The organism is Bacillus sp. MT94, assembly GCF_058792475.1.
The window spans coordinates 68367-90235 of the sequence record NZ_JBXAEZ010000002.1 but is presented as its reverse complement, the minus strand read 5'-3'; the positions used below and the strand labels follow the sequence as shown (position 1 = coordinate 90235).

Sequence of the window (21869 nt, the reverse complement as noted above, 5' to 3'; positions counted from 1 at the left end):
AGGTGAAGAAATGGCAAAACAAAAGCAAAGAGGGACGAAGGCAAAGGCAAGACGTACGATAAAGCCAACTTTGTATTATGAAATCGTCGGTTTAACTCTTTTTGCACTTTCAATCATTACGATTTTACAGCTAGGCGTTGTAGGGAAATCGTTTGTGTTATTTTTTCGCTTCTTCTTTGGTGAGTGGTACATAATTGGTGTGTTAGGTGTAATAGCTTTATCGGTTTCCTTTGTTATAAAACGCGGATGGCCGAACCTTTTAAATAAACGGTTAATTGGATTTTATTTAATTGTATTGGCAATATTAATGTTTAGTCATATTACATTATTTAACCTTCTTACAAAAGATGGAGCAGTGCAAAATACTTCTGTTATTGTGAGTACGAAAGATAACTTCTTTCTTGAAATGAAAAAAGGGCCAGATAGCGTTCATTTAGGTGGTGGTATGTTTGGTGCGCTTATGTTCGCGACATGTTACTTCCTATTCGACGAAGTAGGAGCCTATATCATTGGAATTATTTTAGTTATTCTCGGGGTACTCTGTATAACAAATAAACATATTGGAGAAGTGTTAGCTCCAGTTGGTAGAATTCTTAGAAGTCAATTTCAAGTGATACAAGGGGATTATAAAGATTGGAAATCCAAAAGAACGGCTGAACAAACAGAAAAGAAAAAAACAACAAGAAGTACAAGAAGCAAACGTGCTGCAGAACAAGAAGAAGTTATTGAGCCGATGGAAGAAATCCAAATTGATCCGCCAATTATTTCAAATTTCACTGAGAATTATCCTGTAAATGAAGAAGAGGATAAACGAATTGAAGTAGAGCAAGAAGATTTGATCACTTCACCGTTTATTGAAGAGACTCCACCAATTGAAGAATCAAAGAAAAAGCGTGGAGAAAAAATTGTTGAATCGTTAGAGAGTGAAGCGCAAGCACCTCCTATGCAATTTTCAAATGTAGAAAATAAAGATTACAAGCTTCCTTCACTTGATATATTAAAATTTCCAAAGAATAAGCAAGTTACAAATGAAAACGCGGAAATTTATGAGAATGCTCGTAAATTAGAACGTACATTCCAAAGTTTCGGAGTGAAAGCGAAAGTAACCAAAGTGCATAGAGGTCCTGCAGTTACAAAATATGAAGTGTATCCTGATATGGGGGTAAAGGTAAGCAAAATTGTCAGTTTAAGTGATGATTTAGCCCTTGCTTTAGCTGCAAAGGACATTCGTATTGAGGCGCCAATTCCCGGGAAATCAGCTGTAGGGATCGAAGTTCCGAACTCAGAAGTTTCGATGGTAACGCTGAGGGAAGTTCTTGATTCTAAGGCTAATAATCATCCGGAAGAGAAGTTGTTAATTGGTCTTGGCCGAGATATTACAGGTGAAGCTGTATTAGCCCGTTTAAATAAAATGCCCCATTTACTCGTAGCTGGTGCGACAGGTAGCGGGAAAAGTGTATGTATTAATGGTATTATTGTTAGTATTTTAATGCGTGCAAAACCGCATGAAGTAAAATTAATGATGATTGACCCGAAAATGGTAGAGTTAAATGTATATAACGGTGTGCCTCATTTGTTAACGCCAGTTGTAACTGATCCGAAAAAAGCATCGCAAGCATTGAAAAAAGTTGTGAGTGAGATGGAACGTCGTTATGAATTATTTGCTCATAGTGGTACACGTAACATTGAAGGATACAATGATTATATAAAAGAACATAATAGTCAATCAGAAGCGAAACAACCCGAATTACCGTATATTGTAGTAATTGTGGACGAGTTAGCAGATTTAATGATGGTTGCTTCGTCTGATGTAGAGGATGCGATTATGCGTCTAGCGCAAATGGCTCGTGCTGCTGGTATTCATTTAATTATTGCAACGCAACGTCCGTCAGTTGACGTTATTACGGGTGTTATTAAAGCAAATATTCCATCACGTATTGCATTCGCTGTATCTTCTCAAACAGATTCTCGTACAATTCTTGACGGTGGTGGTGCAGAAAAGCTACTAGGTCGTGGCGACATGCTGTTTATACCAATTGGTGCATCGAAACCTGTACGTGTACAAGGTGCATTTTTATCAGATGATGAAGTTGAGAGAGTTGTAGAATATGTTATTGGACAGCAAAAAGCACAATATCAAGAAGATATGATTCCGCAAGATGTTCCTGATACGAAGCAGGAAGTAGAAGATGAATTATATGATGAAGCGGTTCAACTTGTAGTGGAAATGCAAACAGCATCTGTTTCTATGCTACAACGTAGGTTTAGAGTAGGTTATACGCGAGCTGCTCGTCTAATTGATGCAATGGAAATGAATGGTGTAGTAGGTCCATATGAAGGTAGTAAACCGAGAGAAGTACTCATTAATGATGTACAAGAAAAAAGTTCTTAAAAAAAGCCTAATTGTTTTTACAATTAGGCTTTTTTATATAGTGTTTTTGTTATATACTATACTCAGCAATAAAGAAAGGGCTTACATTTATAAGGTCCCTATAGAATACGAATACTTTGAGTGTGTTTTATGTAAATGTTCGATATTTAATACAGAAAAATGTTGGATTTTGTTGACACGTATGAGAGCAAGTGGTAAGATTACTTCGAAAAGAATCACTGCCTCATATAATCTTGGAGATAAGGTCCATAAGTTTCTACCTGGCAACCATGAATTGCTAGACTATGAGGGGAAAAGTGTGTAACAAAGGATGTAAAGGATCTTTGTGCCGAACTTTTTCTCGAAATGAGGAATGTTTATGGTGCAAAGTTTTTTTTATACAGTAAAGAGTGAAAATTTCATTTTAAAAAATTATTATTATTTATTCGACAATTGTGCTTATTTTTAGTGGTTAGTCATTTGTACTATGTTGTAAGTTGAAAAAAGAGAAAAGAAGTCTTACATCAGAGGTCGAATAATTGAAATGCGGGGGAGTCTTATGTCAGTAAAATCCGATAGTCGTCACCTATATTTACGGGTGATTGATCACATCAAAGAAAAAATTAAAGATGGGGCTTATAAAGAACGACAAAAGTTACCATCAGAGTTTGATTTAGCGAAAGAACTTGGCGTAAGTAGAGCGACTTTAAGGGAAGCGTTACGTATTTTAGAAGAAGAAAATGTTGTCATTCGTAGACATGGTGTAGGGACATTTGTAAATGCAAAGCCATTATTTTCTTCTGGAATAGAACAACTTTCTAGTATTACAGATATGATTTCTAGTGTGGGGAAAACACCAGGAACGATTTTTTTATCATCATCTACTACAACTTTAACAGAAGAGGAAAAAGAGAAGTTTAATAGTGAAGATGGTTTTAATGCAGTGATGATTGAACGCGTGCGTACAGCAGATGGGGAACCTGTTGTATATTGTATCGATAAACTTGCAAAAGAAATATTGCCAGATTTATCGGGTTACAATGAGGAATCATTATTAACGGTGATACATAATAACACGCATAAGCGCATAACATATGCGGTTGCTCACATTGAGCCAATTGGCTATCACCCTAAAATCTCACCAATTTTAGAATGTGAGCCTGAAACAGCACTGCTTGTATTAAAACAAATGCACTATGATCAAAATGATGAGCCAATCTTATATTCTATCAATTACTTTAGAGCTGATAAGTTTAGCTTCCACGTATTAAGAAAGCGTATGTAGGTAAGTTCCTTTTTAGGGAGGTGACAGCAAGAAGTAAGGGACAGCAGCGAAAGAATAAATAAATATATATCATTTTTGGAGGGGTTTCTAGTATGAAGAAAAAAGCAGGTCTTTTATTATCATTAACATTAGTAGCAAGTACAGTTTTAGGTGCATGTGGTAACTCGGATAAGGCAAGCAGTGACAAGAAAGACACGAAAGACTTCAAGGTTGGTATGGTAACGGATGTTGGGGGCGTTGATGACAAATCGTTCAACCAATCTTCTTGGGAAGGACTAAAAAAGTTTGGTAAAGATAATGGATTAAAGGAAAAGACAAATTATCGTTACCTACAGTCTGAAAAAGAAGCGGATTATATTCCAAACTTAAAGAAATTTTCAAAAGATAAGTATGATTTATCTTTCGGAATTGGTTATAAATTAGAAGGTGCAATTAAAGAAGTAGCAAAAGAATCTCCAAAACAACAATTTGCAATCGTTGATACTGTAGTAGATGCACCAAACGTAACGAGCATTACATTTAAAGATCATGAAGGATCATTCCTTGTAGGTGCGGTAGCAGCTATGTCAACAAAATCAAATAAAGTAGGATTTGTTGGTGGGATGAAGAGTGATTTAATTAGTAAATTCGAAAATGGATTTAAAGCGGGTGCAAAAGCAGTAAATCCAAACATTGAAATCGTATCTGAATATGCAGAAGCATTCGATAAACCTGAAAAAGGTACAGTTCTTGCATCAGCAATGTACGGTCAAGGCGTAGACGTAATTTACCATGCTGCTGGTGGTACAGGTAACGGTGTATTCACTGAAGCGAAAAACCGTAAGAAAAAAGGTGAAAATGTTTGGGTAATCGGTGTTGACCGTGACCAAAACCAAGAAGGTATGCCTGAAAACGTAACATTAACTTCAATGGTAAAACGTGTAGATATCGCTGTTGAAAAAGTAGCACAAGAAGCGAAAGACGGTAAGTTAAAAGGCGGTAAAGTAGAAGCGTTTGGTTTAAAAGATGACGGTGTTGGTATTGCAAAAACAACTGACAACGTGAAAAAAGTTAACCCTGAAATTTTAACAAAAGTAGAAGAGCTTGAAAAGAAAATTACAGACGGTGAAATTAAAGTACCAGCTACAGATAAAGAGTATAAAGAATATGAAGCTTCTCTAAAAAAATAAATAGAGAAATAGCAAAGGTTAGTTCATAGAACTAACCTTTGTATGTATAAAACTTCCGAATTGCTTAATAAGTTAATAGTGTAATAGGGAATGTTCCCTGTTAAAAGGAGGAACACAATGGAATACGTAATTGAGATGAATAACATTACGAAAGTATTCCCAGGCATTGTAGCGAATGATGATATTACGCTGCAAGTAAAGCAGGGTGAGATACATGCTTTACTTGGAGAAAATGGTGCAGGGAAATCCACATTGATGAATGTACTATTTGGTTTGTACCAACCAGAACAAGGTGAAATTAAAATTAAAGGAAAGTCTGTAAACATTACCAATCCGAATGTGGCAAATGACCTTGGTATTGGAATGGTTCATCAGCACTTTATGCTTGTTCATAATTTTACAGTTACAGAAAATATTATTCTCGGAAATGAACCGAAGAAAAAAGGGAAAATTGCTGTTGAGGAAGCTGCTAAAGAAATTCAAAAACTGTCTGAACAATACGGTTTAGCTGTAGATCCATATGCGAAAATACAGGATATTTCAGTTGGTATGCAACAGCGTGTTGAGATTTTGAAAACTCTTTACCGCGGTGCAGAAATTTTAATATTTGATGAACCGACAGCTGTGTTAACACCGCAAGAAATTCATGAGCTAATTCAAATTATGAAAAAGCTTGTGCAAGAAGGAAAATCTATTGTTCTTATTACACATAAGTTGAAAGAAATTATGGAAGTTTGCGATCGTTGTACGATTATTCGTAAAGGAAAAGGAATTGGAACGGTTGACGTTGCAAATACGGATGAAAATAAACTTGCAGAATTAATGGTCGGACGTCAAGTGAATTTTAAAACAGAAAAAATAGACGCGAAACCAAAAGAAGAGGTACTTTCAATTGCAAACCTTGTTGTTCACGATGCACGTCAACTACCTGCTGTAAAAGGCCTTGACTTAACTGTTCGTGCGGGGGAAATTGTTGGGATTGCAGGGATTGATGGAAACGGACAAAGTGAATTAATAGAAGCAATTACTGGTTTACGAAAAGTTGAGTCAGGTTCTATTGCAATTAAAGGGAAAGAAATAACAAATTGGCCTGTTAGAAGAATAACAGAAGAAGGAATTGGTCATATTCCAGAAGATCGTCATAAACACGGACTCGTCCTTGATTTTTCTGTTAGAGATAATATAGTTCTGCAAACGTACTATAAGAATCCGTTTTCAAAGAAAGGGATTTTAAATTTCAGCAAAATTACAGAAAAAGCAAAGGCTCTTATTGAACAGTTTGATGTACGTACACCTAGTGAGCAAACGTTAGCACGCGCTCTATCTGGGGGAAATCAACAAAAAGCAATTATTGCACGTGAAGTAGACCGTGATCCAGATTTATTAATCGCAGCACAGCCAACACGTGGTTTAGATGTAGGAGCAATTGAATTTATTCATAAGAGATTAATAGAGCAAAGGGATAAAGGGAAAGGTGTATTACTTTTATCACTAGAGTTAGATGAAATCTTAAATGTTAGCGATCGAATTGCTGTTATTTATGAAGGGAAAATTGTAGCAATAGTTGATGCGAAAGAAACGAATGAACAACAGCTTGGATTGTTAATGGCTGGAGGAACAAAGAAGGAGCAGGTGGGTACAAATGGCTAAAAAACTTTTAACAGAACGAACGATAAATATTTTAGTCCCAGTACTATCCGTTATTTTTGGCTTACTTGTCGGAGCGATTGTAATGCTAGTTAGTGGTTATGATCCAATTGTTGGTTATAGTGCACTTTGGACAGGGATGTTCGGCAGCGCAAGTGCGATTGGTGAAACGCTTCGTACAATGATACCGCTTATTCTTGCTGGTTTATCAGTGGCGTTTGCATTTCGTACAGGTTTATTTAATATCGGGGTAGAGGGTCAATTGCTAGTTGGTTGGCTTGCAGCGGTTTGGTTCGGTTATGCAGTTTCACTACCAGCTTTCCTTCATATTCCATTATCTATTTTATTCGCAGCATTGGTAGGAGGAATTTGGGGCTTCATTCCTGGATATTTAAAAGGAAAGTTTCAAGTTAATGAGGTTATTGTAACAATTATGATGAACTATATCGCATTATATGTAACATATGACATCATTAAGCGCTTTTTACATGAAGGTAATGATAAAACGTATGACATTAAAGAGAGTGCATCACTATCTTCAGACTGGCTTGCTTCTATTACTGATGGTTCGCGTCTTCACTGGGGAATTATTGTAGCAATATTAATTGCTATTTTAATGTGGTTCTTATTAGATCGAACAACTTTAGGCTACGAATTAAAGTCGGTAGGATTTAATCAGCATGCTTCTCAATATGCAGGTATGAAAGTTTCTCGTAATGTAGTATTCTCCATGACAATTGCTGGTGCATTTGCGGGGATTGGTGGAGCGATGGAAGGATTAGGAACATTCCAGAGTATGACAGCGATGTCTTCGTTTACAGGAGTAGGATTTGATGGGATTGCTGTAGCATTACTTGGAGGGAATAATCCGTTTGGGATAATCCTTTCAGCTTTATTATTTGGTGGTTTGAAAAGTGCTTCCCCTCAAATGAACTTTGAGGCAGATGTACCATCAGAGCTTATTAATGTAATTATTGCATGTATCATCTTCTTTGTTGCATGTAGTTATGTGTTAAGATGGGCGCTTACACGCATGAGCAAGGAGGGGAAATAAATGAGCTTTTTAGATATATTAGCCATTCTTGTGACGGGTACGTTATATACATCGGCACCTATCATTTTCACAGCACTAGGTGGTGTATTTAGTGAACGATCGGGTGTTGTAAATATCGGATTAGAAGGACTAATGCTATTTGGTGCATTTATTGGAGTTGTTACAAACTTATTAATGGGTGATACTTGGGGAACGATGACTCCGTGGATTGCGTTATTATTTGCGGCAATTGGTAGTGGATTATTTGCATTACTTCATGCGGTAGCTTCTATTACATTCCGAGCAGATCAAGTTGTAAGTGGTGTAGCAATTAACTTCTTATCTCTTGGTTTAACGGTATTTGCAATTAAGAAGATTTTTGATAAAGGGCAGACTGACTTTATTCAGTATCGTATTGAAAAGATTGATATTCCAGGCCTTTCGGATATTCCGGTTTTAGGGAAAATATTTTTCTCGAACGTACCAATAACGTCGTATATTGCCATTATTTTAGCATTCGTTGTTTGGTATGTTATTTATAAAACACCGTTCGGTCTTCGTCTACGTGCTGTTGGTGAACACCCAATGGCAGCGGATACGATGGGGATTAACGTATATAAAATGCGCTATATTGGAGTCTGTATTTCAGGAGTGTTTGCTGGAATTGGTGGAGCGATTTTTGCAATGTCAATTTCTAATAACTTCTCAGGGGCAACTATTACAGGACAAGGTTTCTTAGCTTTAGCTGCTATGATTTTTGGAAAGTGGAATCCACTAGGCGCACTAGGTGCAGCTCTATTCTTTGGTTTTGCACAATCTCTTAGTGTAACGGGCGGAACAATTCCTGTATTAGATCAAATTCCAAGTGTTTTATTAACGATATTACCATATGTATTCACAATATTAGCGCTTGTTGGTTTTGTAGGTCGTTCTGAAGCTCCGAAAGCATTAGGAACTCCTTATGAAAAAGGAAAACGATAAGTATTTTATAAGTATAAAAAAGCTCGCACATTAGTGTGGGCTTTTTTACATAGAATATATTTAATACGGAATTTTACTATGTTCCTTACATATTAAAGTTTTTAGAAAGAATCATATGTAAGCATAATAAGGAAGAAAAGTTGATTTTTTATTTCTAAAAACTGTATATTGAAGAGGAATATTCCTATATACGTAAAGGAGGGCTATAAATGAAACTAATGGAACAACAACTACATGAGTTAGGTGGTTTGCGCGTACATATTATTCCGACTGATAAATATAAAACGAATACCTTTGTATTTCGTTTTAAAGCGCCTTTAAATGAGGAGACGGTGACAGAGCGTGCCCTATTGCCATACGTATTGCAAAGTGCGACAGAAAAATTACCTTCTGTAATTCGTCTTCGTCAATATTTAGAAGAATTATACGGGTCTTCTTTAGCAGTAGATGTAAGTAAAAAAGGGGAAGACCATATTATCTCCATTTATGTAGACATTGCAAATGAAGTATATTTACATGATGCACCACCGTTATTTGAAAAAGCGCTTTCTATGTTGTCGGATATTGTGTTACATCCAGCGACGGAGGGGAACGGTTTCCTACCTTCTATCGTAGAAAGTGAAAAAAGAGCACTGTTACAGAGAATTGAAGCTACTTATGACGATAAAATGCGTTATGCAAACGAGCGTTTAATTGAAGAAATGTGCAAAGTAGAACCGTATCGTTTAAGTGCAAATGGAAAAAAAGAGAGTGTTGCTTCTATTACAAATGAAAGTCTGTATCAATATTATCAAAAGGTGTTAGCGGAAGATGAGATGGATCTATATATTATTGGTGATATTTCAGAAAACGCCGTTGATCTTGTAAGTAAGTATTTTTCTATTTCAGCTCGTCCAGTGAGAGAAAGAAATGTACTCCTTCATAGACGAAATAATGAAGAAAAAGAAGTTGTTGAAAAACAAGAATTAAAACAAAGTAAATTACACATCGGTTATCGTACATTTGTCACATATAAAGATGAAGATTATTTTGCATTGCAATTGTTCAATGGATTGTTTGGTGGTTTTTCTCATTCGAAGTTATTCGTAAATGTGCGTGAAAAAAATAGTTTAGCGTACTATGCAGCATCGCGCTTTGAAAGTCATAAAGGTTTATTATTTGTTATGTCAGGAATTGAAGCGAAAAATTATGAAAAAGCAGTTGAGATTATTAAAGAACAAATGCTTGCGATGCAAAACGGAGAGTTTTCTGAAGAAGAAATACATCAAACAAAAAGTGTCATCCAAAATCAAATATTAGAGGCGATTGATACACCGCGTGGATTTGTAGAAATGCTATATCATGGTATTATTTCAGATCGTACACGTCCAGTTGAAGAATGGCTTACAGGTATAGAAAGTGTGACAAAAGAAGAAATTGTAAAAGTTGCTAAAAATATTGAACTAGATACAATTTACTTTTTACAAGGAACGGAGGGAGAGTAAATGGAGAAAATTATTTATGAGCAATTAAAAGAAACACTCTATTATGAAAAACTTCCTAATGGATTAGATGTATATGTTTTACCGAAACAAGGATTTAATAAAACATTTGCGACGTTTACAACGAAATATGGTTCAGTAGATAATACATTTGTACCATTAGGGAAAGAAGAAATGATTCGTGTACCTGATGGGATTGCACATTTTCTTGAGCATAAATTATTTGAAAAAGAAGATCACGATGCTTTCCAATTGTTTAGTAAACAAGGAGCATCGGCAAATGCTTTTACATCCTTCACACGAACAGCTTACCTTTTTTCATGTACTTCAAACGTAGAACAAAATTTAAATACATTACTAAACTTTGTGCAAGAGCCTTATTTCTCTGAAAAAACAGTTGAAAAAGAGAAGGGGATTATTGGGCAAGAAATTCAAATGTATCAAGATAACCCAGATTGGCGTTTGTACTTTGGGTTAATTGATAGCTTGTTTGTAAAACACCCAATTAAAATTGATATTGCAGGGACAATCGAATCTATTAGTAAAATTACGAAAGATTTATTATATGAATGTTATGAAACATTTTATCATCCGAGCAATATGTTATTATTTGTTGTGGGTGCAATTGATCCAGAGAAAACAATGGATTTAGTACGTGAAAATCAAGCAAAAAAAGATTATAAAAACCAGCCAGAAATTGTGCGTTCATTTGAAGAGGAACCAAATGAGGTAAATGAAAAGAAAAAAATTATTTCAATGCCTGTGCAAACACCGAAATGTTTAGTTGGTATTAAAGCGACTAATTTAAAAGAAAAAGGGCAAGCGCTTTTAAAACAAGAAATTGCGCTTACGTTACTTTTAGATTATTTATTTGGAAAAAGTTCTGTTCATTACGAAGCTTTATATAATGAAGGGCTTATTGATGATTCATTCTCGTATGACTATACAGAAGAAAATAACTTCGGTTTTGCAATGGTTGGCGGTGATACGAAACAACCTGATGAATTGGCAGATCGTTTAAAAGATATTTTATTAAAAACAGATTATGATCAATTAGATGCGGCGGCATTAGAACGAGTGAAGAAAAAGAAAATTGGTGGTTTTTTACGCTCGTTGAATTCACCAGAATATATTGCAAATCAATTTACACGATATGCGTTTAATGAATCTAGTCTATTTGATGCATTGACTGTATTAGAAGGGCTAACCGTTCAAGACTTACAAGAAGTAGCAAAATTATTGTTATCAGAAGAAAAAATGAGTGTTTGTCAGGTGTTACCGAAAAAATAACATTTTAAAGATACCCTCATCTTATCATTGAAAAATTGTAAGATGAGGGTATTATTTAGTTGTGTGAAAAGTGAACTTGTAGAGATAAGAGAGGGAATTTATGAAAAAGTATGCGTTAGTAACTGGAGGGAGCGGAGGGATTGGCTCTGCTATTTCGAAACAATTAATTCAAGATGGATATACAGTTTATGTTCATTACAATAACAGTGAAGGAAAGGTATTGGAATTGCAGAAAGCATGGGGGGAAGTTATCCCTGTGCAAGCGAATTTGGCTTCTAGTGATGGAGCAGAGCAATTGTGGAGACAAATTGAACATCCTATTGATGTTATTGTATATGCAGCTGGGAAGAGTATTTTTGGACTAGTAACAGATGTAACAAACGATGAATTGGATTATATGGTAGAACTTCAAGTGAAGAACGTATATAAATTACTTTCAATGGCACTTCCGCCTATGATTGGGAGGAGAAGTGGTAATATTGTAATTGTTTCATCTATATGGGGACAAATAGGGGCTTCTTGTGAAGTGCTTTATTCAATGGTAAAAGGGGCGCAAAATTCATATGTGAAAGCTTTGGCGAAAGAAGTGTCTTTAAGTGGATTACGTGTGAATGCGGTAGCACCAGGAGCAATTGAAACGGAAATGTTAAGTGTTTTTTCTGAAGAAGATAAAATGGGAATTGCTGAAGATATACCATTAGGTAGAATAGGGTTACCAGAAGAAGTAGCAAAAACAGTTGCATTCCTCGTATCACCAGGAGCATCTTACATAACTGGACAAATCATCGGAGTGAATGGTGGTTGGCACTGCTAAAAATTTCTTACATAAAAAATGAATAGTTGCACAAATTAAGCATGATTTTATTACTCAATAGTGAGGTGCTTAATTATGTCAGTATTAGATAATTTTGATCAGTGGAAGAGCTTTTTAGGAGATCGTTTAGAGCAAGCGCAAGGAAAAGGTTTAGACGGCGGTGCGGTATCAGATATGGCATTTCGTGTTGGCGACTACCTTGCTAATGAAGTAGAAGGACGCAATGACCAAGAGAAATTATTAGCTGAGCTTTGGAAAGTTGCTGATGAACAGGAGCAACATACCATTGCAAACTTAATGGTTAAGTTTGTACAACATAAGTAAAAGTAGAGAGGAGATTCTCCTCTCTACTTTTTTTGTATAATAATTACACAGGATAGATTATACATTTAGCTTCCCTATTAAGGTGAAATCATATAATATAGTACGTAGGTGTAAAGTAAGCAAGGGGAGTGATCTTGGATGATTGAATGGTATTTTGAATATGAAATACATAAAAACCGACCTGGCTTGCTTGGTGACGTTTCTTCGTTAATCGGTATGCTCGGCATTAATATTGTCACAATTAATGGTGTAGATAATGCACGACGTGGGTTACTTCTTATGTGTGATAATCAAGAGCAAATCTCTAGACTTGAATCAATTTTAAATACGATGGATAACATAACGGTAACGAAATATCGTCCGCCCAAGCTAAGAGATAAGCTAGCGGTTAGGCATGGTAGGTACATACAACGAGATGCAGATGATAAGAAAACATTTCGATTTGTGCGTGATGAATTAGGCTTACTTGTAGACTTTATGGCAGAAATTATGAAAAAAGAAGGCCATAAACTAATTGGGATACGCGGAATGCCTCGTGTCGGAAAAACAGAATCCATTGTTGCTGCAAGTGTTTGTGCAAATAAAAGGTGGTTATTTGTATCATCTACTCTTATTAAGCAAACTGTTCGTAGTCAATTAATTGAAGATGAGTATAGCGATGACAATATTTTCATCCTAGATGGAATTGTGTCAACGAAGCGTGCTAACGAAAGACATTGGCAGCTCGTTCGTGAAATTATGAGATTGCCTGCAACGAAAGTTGTGGAACATCCTGATGTATTTGTGAGTCAGTCAGAATACACATTGGATGATTTTGATTATATTATCGAGTTGCGCAACGATTATGATGAAGAAATTCAATATAATTTAGTAGATGAAATTGAGCAAGGTACGCAAAATAATTTCTCTATGTTTGACTTTTAAAGAAATATTGAGGTGTTAGTAGTGACGGAATTGGGACAAAAGCTGAAAGAAGCAAGAGAAGCGAAAGGCTTGACTATTGATCAGCTGCATGAGATTACAAAAATTCAAAAACGCCATTTAGTGGCAATTGAAGAAGGCAATTATGATGTATTGCCAGGAGCTTTTTATGCGCGTGCATTCATTAAACAATACGCAGATGCGGTTGGATTAAATGGAGAGGAACTGCTTGTAGAACATCAGAGTACGATACCACAATCTGAAAAGCGTGAAGTTCCACAAGTATCAACGGGACAAAAAACACAAGAAACAATGCAAAAATCTTCATCATGGCCAATTGCAGATCACATGCCGAAAATCTTAGTTGCGTTGTTAGTAATCGCAGTTGGAGTGGTAATCTGGTTTGTGTTTCAAGCGTTAACTGGAAAAGATGATGAAAAAGTTCCGAGTGCTCAAAGTGAGAAAATTGAAGTTCAAAAAGCAAAAGATTCTCCGTTAGATACGAAGAAAGATGAAGCGAAAGCGGAAGAGCCAAAAAAAGAGGAACCAAAGAAAGAAGAACCAAAGAAAGAAGAGCAACCAGCACCACCAACGGGACAGCAAGAAGTGAAAGTAGTTGGAACAACTGGTAAGGTATCTACTTTGGAAATTCATAATAATAAAACGTTAGAATTGGAAATCATAGCGAAGGGTACAAGCTATGTAGATGTTAAAGATGATGCGGGTAACGAAATTTTAAACACTACAGTACAAGGTGGTCAAACAGAAAAACGTGATGTATCAACATTAAAAGAAGTACGACTTAATATTGGAAATGCAACGAATGTTGAAGTTAAACTGAATGGCCAAGTGGTTGCTTTCCCATTGGACCCAGAAAAAGAACTTCACCAAAGATTGGTGATAAAAAACCAAGGGATAGGGCAACCTGCACAATAACAGTCATCGCTTCGATGACTTTTTTCAATGAACAAATGTTTTTGATATGATGGAGGAATAGCTGTGAATTTACCAAATAAAATTACAATATCTAGAATCTTCTTAATTCCAATTTTCATGGTAATTATGTTAGCGCCCTTTAATTGGGGTTCATACACAATTGGTGATGTTGATTTACCAATTCAACATTTAGTGGGGGCACTTATCTTTATCGTTGCTTCAGCTACAGATTGGATTGATGGACATTACGCAAGGAAGTATAATCTTGTAACGAATTTAGGAAAGTTTCTTGATCCGTTAGCTGATAAATTACTTGTTTCAGCAGCACTTATTACATTGGTAGAGATGCGATATGTACCGGCTTGGATTGTTATTGTAATTATCAGTCGTGAGTTTGCTGTAACAGGTTTACGTCTTGTACTTGCTGGAACAGGGGAAGTAGTTGCGGCAAATCAGCTAGGGAAAATTAAGACATGGACACAAATTATTGCGATTGCAGCATATTTATTACACGATGTACCTTTAAATTTAATCCATATTCCAGTTGCGGATATCTTCATATGGATTGCATTAATCTTTACTGTTATTTCAGGATGGGATTATTTCTGGAAAAATAGAGCTGCATTTGTAAACTCAAAATAGAAGTTTATGGGGGAATTGGGATGAATGCTGAGATTATTGCGGTTGGAACTGAATTATTACTTGGACAAATTGCAAATACAAATGCCCAGTTTTTATCTGAAAAGTTGGCTTCAATTGGAATTAACGTGTACTATCATACTGTTGTTGGTGATAATAATAAGCGACTGCAAAAGGCAATTGAAGCTGCGGAAGAACGTGCTAATATCCTTATTTTTACAGGTGGGTTAGGACCGACAAAAGATGATTTAACGAAAGAAACGATAGCGACTAGTTTAGATGAAAAGCTTGTGTATGATGAAAAGGCATTAGCCTTAATAAGTAATTACTTTAAGCGTACAGGCCGTGAATTTACGGAGAATAATAAAAAGCAAGCGCTCGTTTTAAATGGAGCAACAGTATTTGCAAATGACCACGGTATGGCGCCGGGTATGGGGGTAAATAAGAACGGAAAAGTTTATATTTTATTACCAGGGCCGCCAAAAGAAATGAAACCAATGTATGTAAGTTACGTAGAGCCTTTTTTACGTAATTTTACAACAGGAGAAAACATTTATTCACGTGTGCTTCGTTTCTTCGGTATTGGGGAGTCCCAATTAGAGGTGAAAGTTCAAGATTTAATTGATGGACAAACAAACCCAACAATTGCCCCGCTAGCAAATGATGGAGAAGTGACATTACGTTTAACCGCTAAGCATCAAAATGTTAGCGAAGCGGAGAAACTAATTCAACATGTGGAAGATTTGATTTTAGAAAGAGTAGGAGAATTTTTCTACGGATATGACCAAGAATTTTTGCATTATAAGGCAATCGAGTTATTGAAGAGAAAAGGGTTAACTTTAGCATGTGCAGAAAGTTTAACAGGTGGTCTTTTTGGAAATCAAGTAACTGAAAATGCTGGTGTTTCTTCTGTATTTAAGGGCGGTGTCATTTGTTATCATAATGATGTGAAGCAACATGTTTTACGTGTGCCTGAAGAAGTATTGCATACTGATGGTGCAGTTAGTAAGGAATGTGCTCGTTATCTTGCTGAAAATGTTAAGGATTTATTAAAAGCGGATATCGGAATTAGTTTCACTGGGGTAGCAGGGCCAGATGCTTCAGAACAGAAAGAGCCAGGAACAGTATTTGTTGGATTAGCGATTAAAGGTGAACAAACTGCAGTCTTTCCTCTTAATTTAAGTGGAAGTCGTCAACAAATTAGAGAACGATCAGCAAAATATGGATTTTATCATTTATATAAAAAGCTAGAAGAGATATAAGTTTCTTCTAGCTTTTTTTATAGTTAAATTCCGTATTTGTGTGATGGAAAATAAAAAAATCGAATAAATGTTCGATTTTTGTTGGCAAATTGAATTGAAAATAGGTATAATAAGATTAGCAATTCAGTTAAGGAGGAATTTTGAATGAGTGATCGTCAAGCGGCATTAGATATGGCGTTAAAACAAATAGAGAAGCAATTCGGTAAAGGTTCAATTATGAAATTAGGAGAACAAGCGGAACGTAGAATTTCTACAATTTCAAGTGGTTCTTTAGCACTTGATGTGGCGCTAGGGGTAGGCGGATACCCACGTGGCCGTATTATCGAAATTTACGGACCTGAAAGTTCAGGTAAAACGACAGTTTCATTACATGCAATTGCAGAAGTACAACGTCAAGGTGGACAAGCAGCATTCATCGATGCGGAGCACGCAATGGATCCTGTATATGCACAAAAATTAGGCGTTAACATAGATGAATTACTATTATCACAGCCTGATACAGGGGAGCAAGGATTAGAAATCGCAGAAGCACTTGTACGAAGTGGTGCGGTTGACATTATCGTAATTGACTCTGTAGCAGCTCTTGTACCGAAAGCAGAGATTGAAGGAGACATGGGTGACTCACACGTAGGTTTACAAGCACGTTTAATGTCACAAGCACTTCGTAAGCTTTCAGGAGCAATCAACAAATCAAAAACAATTGCAATCTTTATTAACCAAATTCGTGAAAAAGTTGGGGTTATGTTCGGAAACCCAGAAACAACTCCAGGTGGTCGTGCGTTGAAATTCTATTCAACTGTCCGTCTTGAAGTGCGTCGTGCGGAGCAATTAAAGCAAGGTAACGACATCGTTGGTAATAAAACAAAAGTAAAAGTAGTGAAAAATAAAGTAGCGCCACCATTCCGTGTTGCTGAAGTTGATATTATGTACGGAGAAGGTATTTCAAGAGAAGGTGAAATCTTGGATATGGCTTCTGAGCTTGATATCGTTCAAAAGAGCGGTGCTTGGTATTCTTATAATGAAGAACGTTTAGGACAAGGTCGTGAAAATTCGAAGCAATTCTTAAAAGAGAATACGGACTTAAGAGAGGAAATTGCCTTCTTTGTTCGTGATCATCACGGAATTGGTGAAGATTCTGGTGTGGAAGACACGGAAGATTCAACTCTTCAAGATTAAAAAATAAAAGACACGGGTCCCGTGTCTTTTATTTTTTTACCTTCTATTAAAGGGGTATCTATCGTAGTGATTAAAATATTTTTTTGACTCAAATGGGATGTGTAAAGAGGAATATTCATGCGTTTTAAGGGAATAAAATGGTATTTACTAAGGTTTTCCAGGATAATATGCTATCAATTTTTCAAATTCAGATAACATTCAGGACTGAAGGTAAAGAAAGTAAAAGTAGACAACGCTTGACAATGAAAATTACGATAGATACAATGAGAATGTATATTTTTTCTTATATACGATATACTCTTCTCAAGAAGAGAAGTAATATTCGGAGTAAGGTTTAAAACTTACCGAAATAATAATATGACATTTTAATTGTGAAATGAAGAAAGTCCCTTAAAAAAGCGGGACGACGGTCTTTGCTGTATGTTGTAATTTAATGTACATGCCGACAGTCTTTTTTCATTCATAGCAAGGGGAGGTGAAATCATGAGTAGTACAGTTTGGATACTCATCTCCATTTTGCTTGCAACAACAGTCGGTGCAGTTGTTGGCTTTTTTGTTCGAAAGTCTATTGCTGAAGCGAAGATTAATGGTGCGGCTAATGAAGCGAAACGTATTCTAGACGAAGCGAATCGTGAGGCTGAAGCACTTAAGAAAGAAGCGCTTTTAGAAGCAAAGGATGAAATTCATACACTTCGTACAGAAGCTGAATTAGAAATTCGTGACCGTAGAAGCGAATTACAAAAACAAGAAAATCGTTTAATGCAAAAAGAAGAGAACCTTGATCGTAAAGACGAAACGCTCGATAAACGCGAGCAGCAGTTAGAGAAGAAAGAGGATTCTCTTGTAGCGAGACAACAACAGATTGAAGAGTTGGAAAGCAAAGTGGGAGAGTTAGTTCAAAAGCAACAAACAGAATTAGAGCGCATTTCCAATCTGACACGCGAACAAGCGAAAGCAATTATTCTTGGTAAAGTAGAAAATGAAGTTTCTCATGAAATCGCTGTTATGGTAAAAGAAAGTGAAGTTCGCGCGAAAGAAGAAGCGGATAAGAAAGCAAAAGAGATTTTATCTCTTGCAATGCAAAGATGTGCAGCTGATCATGTTGCTGAAACAACCGTTTCGGTTGTAAATCTTCCAAATGACGAAATGAAGGGACGTATTATCGGGCGTGAAGGTCGTAATATTCGTACGTTAGAAACGTTAACGGGTATTGACTTAATTATCGATGATACACCAGAGGCGGTAATCCTTTCTGGATTCGATCCAATTCGTCGTGAAACAGCTCGTATCGCTCTTGATAAACTAGTACAGGACGGACGTATTCACCCAGCGCGTATTGAAGAGATGGTCGAAAAATCAAGACGTGAAGTGGACGAGTATATTCGCGAAGTCGGAGAGCAAACAACGTTTGAAGTGGGTGTTCATGGATTACACCCAGATTTAATTAAAATTTTAGGTCGTTTAAAATACCGTACAAGTTATGGACAAAACGTCTTAAAACACTCTATGGAAGTTGCATATTTAACTGGACTTATGGCAGCAGAGCTTGGCGAGGATGAAAAACTAGCAAGACGTGCTGGTCTATTACATGATATCGGAAAAGCGATTGACCATGAAGTAGAAGGTAGCCACGTTGAAATTGGTGTTGAACTCGCAACGAAATATAAAGAGCATCCTGTAGTTATAAACAGTATCGCATCTCACCATGGTGACACAGAACCAACTTCTATCATTGCAGTTTTAGTTGCAGCAGCAGATGCTTTATCAGCTGCAAGACCGGGAGCTCGTAGTGAAACGCTTGAAAACTACATTCGTCGTCTTGAAAAGTTAGAAGAGATTTCAGAGTCTTATGAAGGCGTTGAAAAATCATTTGCAATTCAAGCAGGACGTGAAGTTCGTATTTTGGTAAAACCAGATACAATCGATGATTTAGAAGCTCATCGTTTAGCTCGTGATATCCGAAAACGTATTGAAAATGAACTGGATTACCCAGGACATATTAAAGTAACTGTTATTCGTGAAACACGTGCAGTGGAATACGCAAAATAAAGTGGTGAAACACCACTTTATTTTTTTGTGTTGGAATTGGATAAAATAAAGACAGTTAGTTATATAGCGTAAAAGTGAAACAAACTTATAATAAACATATTATAAGGAATTTCCTTAATGCTATAGCAATAAAAAATGCAGTACATAGAAAGGGTAAGACATATGAGAATATTATTTGTTGGGGATGTAGTAGGATCTCCTGGTAGAGGTATGATTCAACAATACGTACCGGCATTAAAGAAAAAATATACACCTACAGTAACAATCATTAATGGAGAAAACGCAGCAGGTGGCCGTGGGATTACAGAAAAAATATATCGAAACTTTTTAGAATGTGGGGCGCAAGCAGTTACACTTGGAAACCACGCTTGGGATAATCGTGAAGTATTTGAATTCATCGATGATGCAAAATATCTTGCAAGACCAGCTAACTTCCCAGAAGGAACTCCAGGAAAAGGACTTATCTTTGTGAACTGTAATGGAACAGAAGTTGCAGTTATTAACTTACAAGGACGTACTTTCCTTCCTCCGATTGATTGTCCATTCCGTAAAGTGGATGAATTAATTAATATTGCGAAAAAACGTACGAATATTATCTTTGTTGATTTCCATGCCGAGACTACAAGTGAAAAACAAGCGCTAGGTTGGTATGTAGATGGACGCGCTACAGCAGTAGTAGGTACGCATACGCATGTCCCTACAGCGGATAACCGTATTTTACCAAGCGGAACGGCATATATTACAGATGTTGGGATGACAGGGCCATATGATGGAATATTAGGTATGGACCGAGAAGCGGTATTGAAGAAGTTTTTAACGAACTTACCGGTACGATTTGAAGTAACAAGTGGTAGAACGCAATTAAGTGCAGTGTTAATTGATGTGGATCCAAATACAGGAAAAGCAAAGAAAATTGAGCGCATTTTAATTAATGACGATCAACCATTTTTTGAGTAAATTTCCGTTAAATTTTAGATAAGTTATTATATTTTAATTTTTTAGAAAAATTACGAAAATTTAGCAGGAATACGCGCCATTCCTCGTGAATATAAGTTAAAGTGAAATAATTGCTAATACTTTTTAAAGAAACGAGGAGGAAACGCGGAATGGAAATATTAAAAGTTAAAGCAACGTCGGTCCCTAATTCTGTAGCTGGTGCACTTGCAGGTGTTATTCGCGAACGCGGAACAGCAGAAATTCAAGCTATTGGTGCAGGTGCATTGAACCAAGCGGTAAAGGCAGTAGCAATCGCAAGAGGATTTGTAGCGCCTAGTGGTTTGGACCTGATTTGTATCCCAGCGTTTACAGATATTATGATTGATGGCGAAGAGCGTACAGCAATAAAATTAATTGTAGAACCTCGTTAAGTTTTAAACAACCTGTTTGCAGTATGCAAACAGGTTGTTTTTATAATGGAGGAATGAAAATGAAAATTTTTGATGCTCATTGTGACGTGCTTCTTCAGTTATGGAGTGCACAAGGGAAAAGGAATTTTAACGATGATTCACAATTACATATTACATTTGAACAGTTAAAGAGAAGAAAAGGAAGTATACAATGTTTTGCTATATATGTACCAGAAACAGTGGCATATGAAAACCGATTTGAAGCAGCATTACAAATGGTAGATATTTTTTATAATGAAATTTTATCCCTACCAGGTGTAAAGTTTATTCAGACAAAAGATGATATTAACATGTTAAAACAGGACGAGGTTGGAGCGATATTAACACTAGAAGGATGCGAAGCAATTGGAAAAGAAGCAATGAAATTACGGTTGTTGTATCGCCTAGGAGTACGTTCTTTTGGACTAACATGGAATTATGCCAATCTCTTAGCTGATGGTGCGCTAGAGACACGTGGGGCGGGTTTAACGAATTTTGGTAAACAGGTTGTACAAGAACTGAATGCGCTACATGTATGGACTGATGTGTCTCATCTAAATGAAAGAAGTTTTTGGGATGTTATAGAGATTGCAAAAAATCCTATTGCTTCCCACTCAAATTGTATGAAACTTTGCGAGCACCCACGTAATTTAAACGATGAACAACTTAAAGCTCTTATAAAGAAAAATGGCATGATCGGTGTCACTTTTGTACCGCAGTTTCTAACAAGTGAAAGGCAAGTAAATATAACTGATATCATAAAACATATCGAATATATTTGCTCGCTAGGTGGAGAAAACAATATAGGGTTTGGTTCAGATTTTGATGGGATTGTAGATACGGTTGTCAATGTATCTGCCTATGGAGATTATGAAAATGTCATGAATGAGCTTTATAAATACTATGCTGCATCTACTGTAGAAAGATTTTTATATGATAATTTTGTTGAACATATGAGTTTTTAAGTTTGTGGTTTAAAATTCAGAAAAATTAAAATTAATTCATTTGATTTTATTGCTTTTTTTAAGACCTAATACTAGAATGAAAAACAAAATAGCTTTATACTAAAGATTCAGGGAAATCAGAAGAGGCATAATTTGCGTCCG

19 protein-coding genes and 1 riboswitch are annotated in these 21869 nt (G+C 36.2%); all 19 genes read left to right on the top strand.

Features of this window, described 5'->3' with window-relative positions:
• Positions 1-10: 10 nt before the first annotated feature.
• The 19 genes from AC1Q51_RS06060 to AC1Q51_RS05970 all read left to right on the top strand — a co-directional run bounded on the left by AC1Q51_RS06060 (position 11) and on the right by AC1Q51_RS05970 (position 21728).
• On the top strand, positions 11-2392 hold the full coding sequence (locus AC1Q51_RS06060; RefSeq protein ID WP_053563764.1) for a DNA translocase FtsK: 2382 nt from the start codon (positions 11-13) through the stop codon (positions 2390-2392).
• 203 nt (positions 2393-2595) lie between these two features.
• Positions 2596-2697: riboswitch (purine riboswitch) on the top strand.
• Between the two features lie 233 nt (positions 2698-2930).
• Entirely contained in the window at positions 2931-3656 is a 726-nt protein-coding gene (locus tag AC1Q51_RS06055; protein ID WP_000114182.1) for a GntR family transcriptional regulator, read from the top strand.
• A 92-nt stretch (positions 3657-3748) separates the two neighbouring features.
• Entirely contained in the window at positions 3749-4825 is a 1077-nt protein-coding gene (locus AC1Q51_RS06050; RefSeq protein WP_000725773.1) for a BMP family lipoprotein, read from the top strand.
• 117 nt (positions 4826-4942) lie between these two features.
• Positions 4943-6475: an ABC transporter ATP-binding protein gene (locus tag AC1Q51_RS06045; protein WP_000456925.1), complete on the top strand. Its 1533-nt coding sequence runs from the start codon at positions 4943-4945 to the stop codon at positions 6473-6475.
• A complete protein-coding gene (locus tag AC1Q51_RS06040; RefSeq protein WP_001085255.1) occupies positions 6468-7526 on the top strand; it encodes an ABC transporter permease in 1059 nt (352 codons plus the stop codon). Before AC1Q51_RS06045 ends, AC1Q51_RS06040 begins: the two co-directional genes overlap by 8 nt.
• The gene (locus AC1Q51_RS06035; RefSeq protein WP_000008857.1) at positions 7527-8486 is read left to right on the top strand and encodes an ABC transporter permease; all 960 of its coding nucleotides are present in this window, start codon (positions 7527-7529) and stop codon (positions 8484-8486) included.
• Positions 8487-8695: 209 nt separating this feature from the next.
• Positions 8696-9970 (top strand): EF-P 5-aminopentanol modification-associated protein YfmF, encoded by a 1275-nt coding sequence (yfmF, locus tag AC1Q51_RS06030; protein ID WP_000772413.1) that lies wholly within the window; start codon positions 8696-8698, stop codon positions 9968-9970.
• Positions 9971-11257, top strand: a complete 1287-nt coding sequence (yfmH, locus tag AC1Q51_RS06025; protein WP_000411277.1) for an EF-P 5-aminopentanol modification-associated protein YfmH — start codon at positions 9971-9973, stop codon at positions 11255-11257.
• A 100-nt stretch (positions 11258-11357) separates the two neighbouring features.
• A complete protein-coding gene (gene ymfI / locus AC1Q51_RS06020) occupies positions 11358-12071 on the top strand; it encodes an elongation factor P 5-aminopentanone reductase (protein WP_000759626.1) in 714 nt (237 codons plus the stop codon).
• Positions 12072-12146: 75 nt separating this feature from the next.
• Complete coding sequence (locus tag AC1Q51_RS06015) at positions 12147-12395, top strand: DUF3243 domain-containing protein (protein ID WP_000114444.1); 249 nt, start codon at positions 12147-12149, stop codon at positions 12393-12395.
• A gap of 138 nt (positions 12396-12533) precedes the next feature.
• Positions 12534-13319 (top strand): DUF3388 domain-containing protein, encoded by a 786-nt coding sequence (locus AC1Q51_RS06010; RefSeq protein WP_000574107.1) that lies wholly within the window; start codon positions 12534-12536, stop codon positions 13317-13319.
• A 21-nt stretch (positions 13320-13340) separates the two neighbouring features.
• The gene (locus tag AC1Q51_RS06005) at positions 13341-14252 is read left to right on the top strand and encodes a helix-turn-helix domain-containing protein (protein WP_000137474.1); all 912 of its coding nucleotides are present in this window, start codon (positions 13341-13343) and stop codon (positions 14250-14252) included.
• Between the two features lie 63 nt (positions 14253-14315).
• Positions 14316-14894 carry a CDP-diacylglycerol--glycerol-3-phosphate 3-phosphatidyltransferase gene (pgsA, locus tag AC1Q51_RS06000; protein ID WP_001052977.1) on the top strand — a complete coding sequence of 193 codons (579 nt, stop codon included), beginning with the start codon at positions 14316-14318 and terminating at the stop codon, positions 14892-14894.
• A gap of 20 nt (positions 14895-14914) precedes the next feature.
• Positions 14915-16153, top strand: a complete 1239-nt coding sequence (locus tag AC1Q51_RS05995; RefSeq protein ID WP_492331446.1) for a competence/damage-inducible protein A — start codon at positions 14915-14917, stop codon at positions 16151-16153.
• 144 nt (positions 16154-16297) lie between these two features.
• Complete coding sequence (gene recA, locus AC1Q51_RS05990; RefSeq protein ID WP_001283854.1) at positions 16298-17329, top strand: recombinase RecA; 1032 nt, start codon at positions 16298-16300, stop codon at positions 17327-17329.
• A gap of 483 nt (positions 17330-17812) precedes the next feature.
• On the top strand, positions 17813-19378 hold the full coding sequence (rny, locus tag AC1Q51_RS05985; protein WP_000099769.1) for a ribonuclease Y: 1566 nt from the start codon (positions 17813-17815) through the stop codon (positions 19376-19378).
• Positions 19379-19540: 162 nt separating this feature from the next.
• Positions 19541-20335, top strand: a complete 795-nt coding sequence (locus AC1Q51_RS05980; protein ID WP_001221097.1) for a TIGR00282 family metallophosphoesterase — start codon at positions 19541-19543, stop codon at positions 20333-20335.
• A 149-nt stretch (positions 20336-20484) separates the two neighbouring features.
• Positions 20485-20745, top strand: a complete 261-nt coding sequence (spoVS, locus tag AC1Q51_RS05975) for a stage V sporulation protein SpoVS (protein ID WP_000404341.1) — start codon at positions 20485-20487, stop codon at positions 20743-20745.
• Between the two features lie 59 nt (positions 20746-20804).
• Positions 20805-21728 carry a dipeptidase gene (locus tag AC1Q51_RS05970; protein WP_089171658.1) on the top strand — a complete coding sequence of 308 codons (924 nt, stop codon included), beginning with the start codon at positions 20805-20807 and terminating at the stop codon, positions 21726-21728.
• Positions 21729-21869 lie beyond the last annotated feature (141 nt).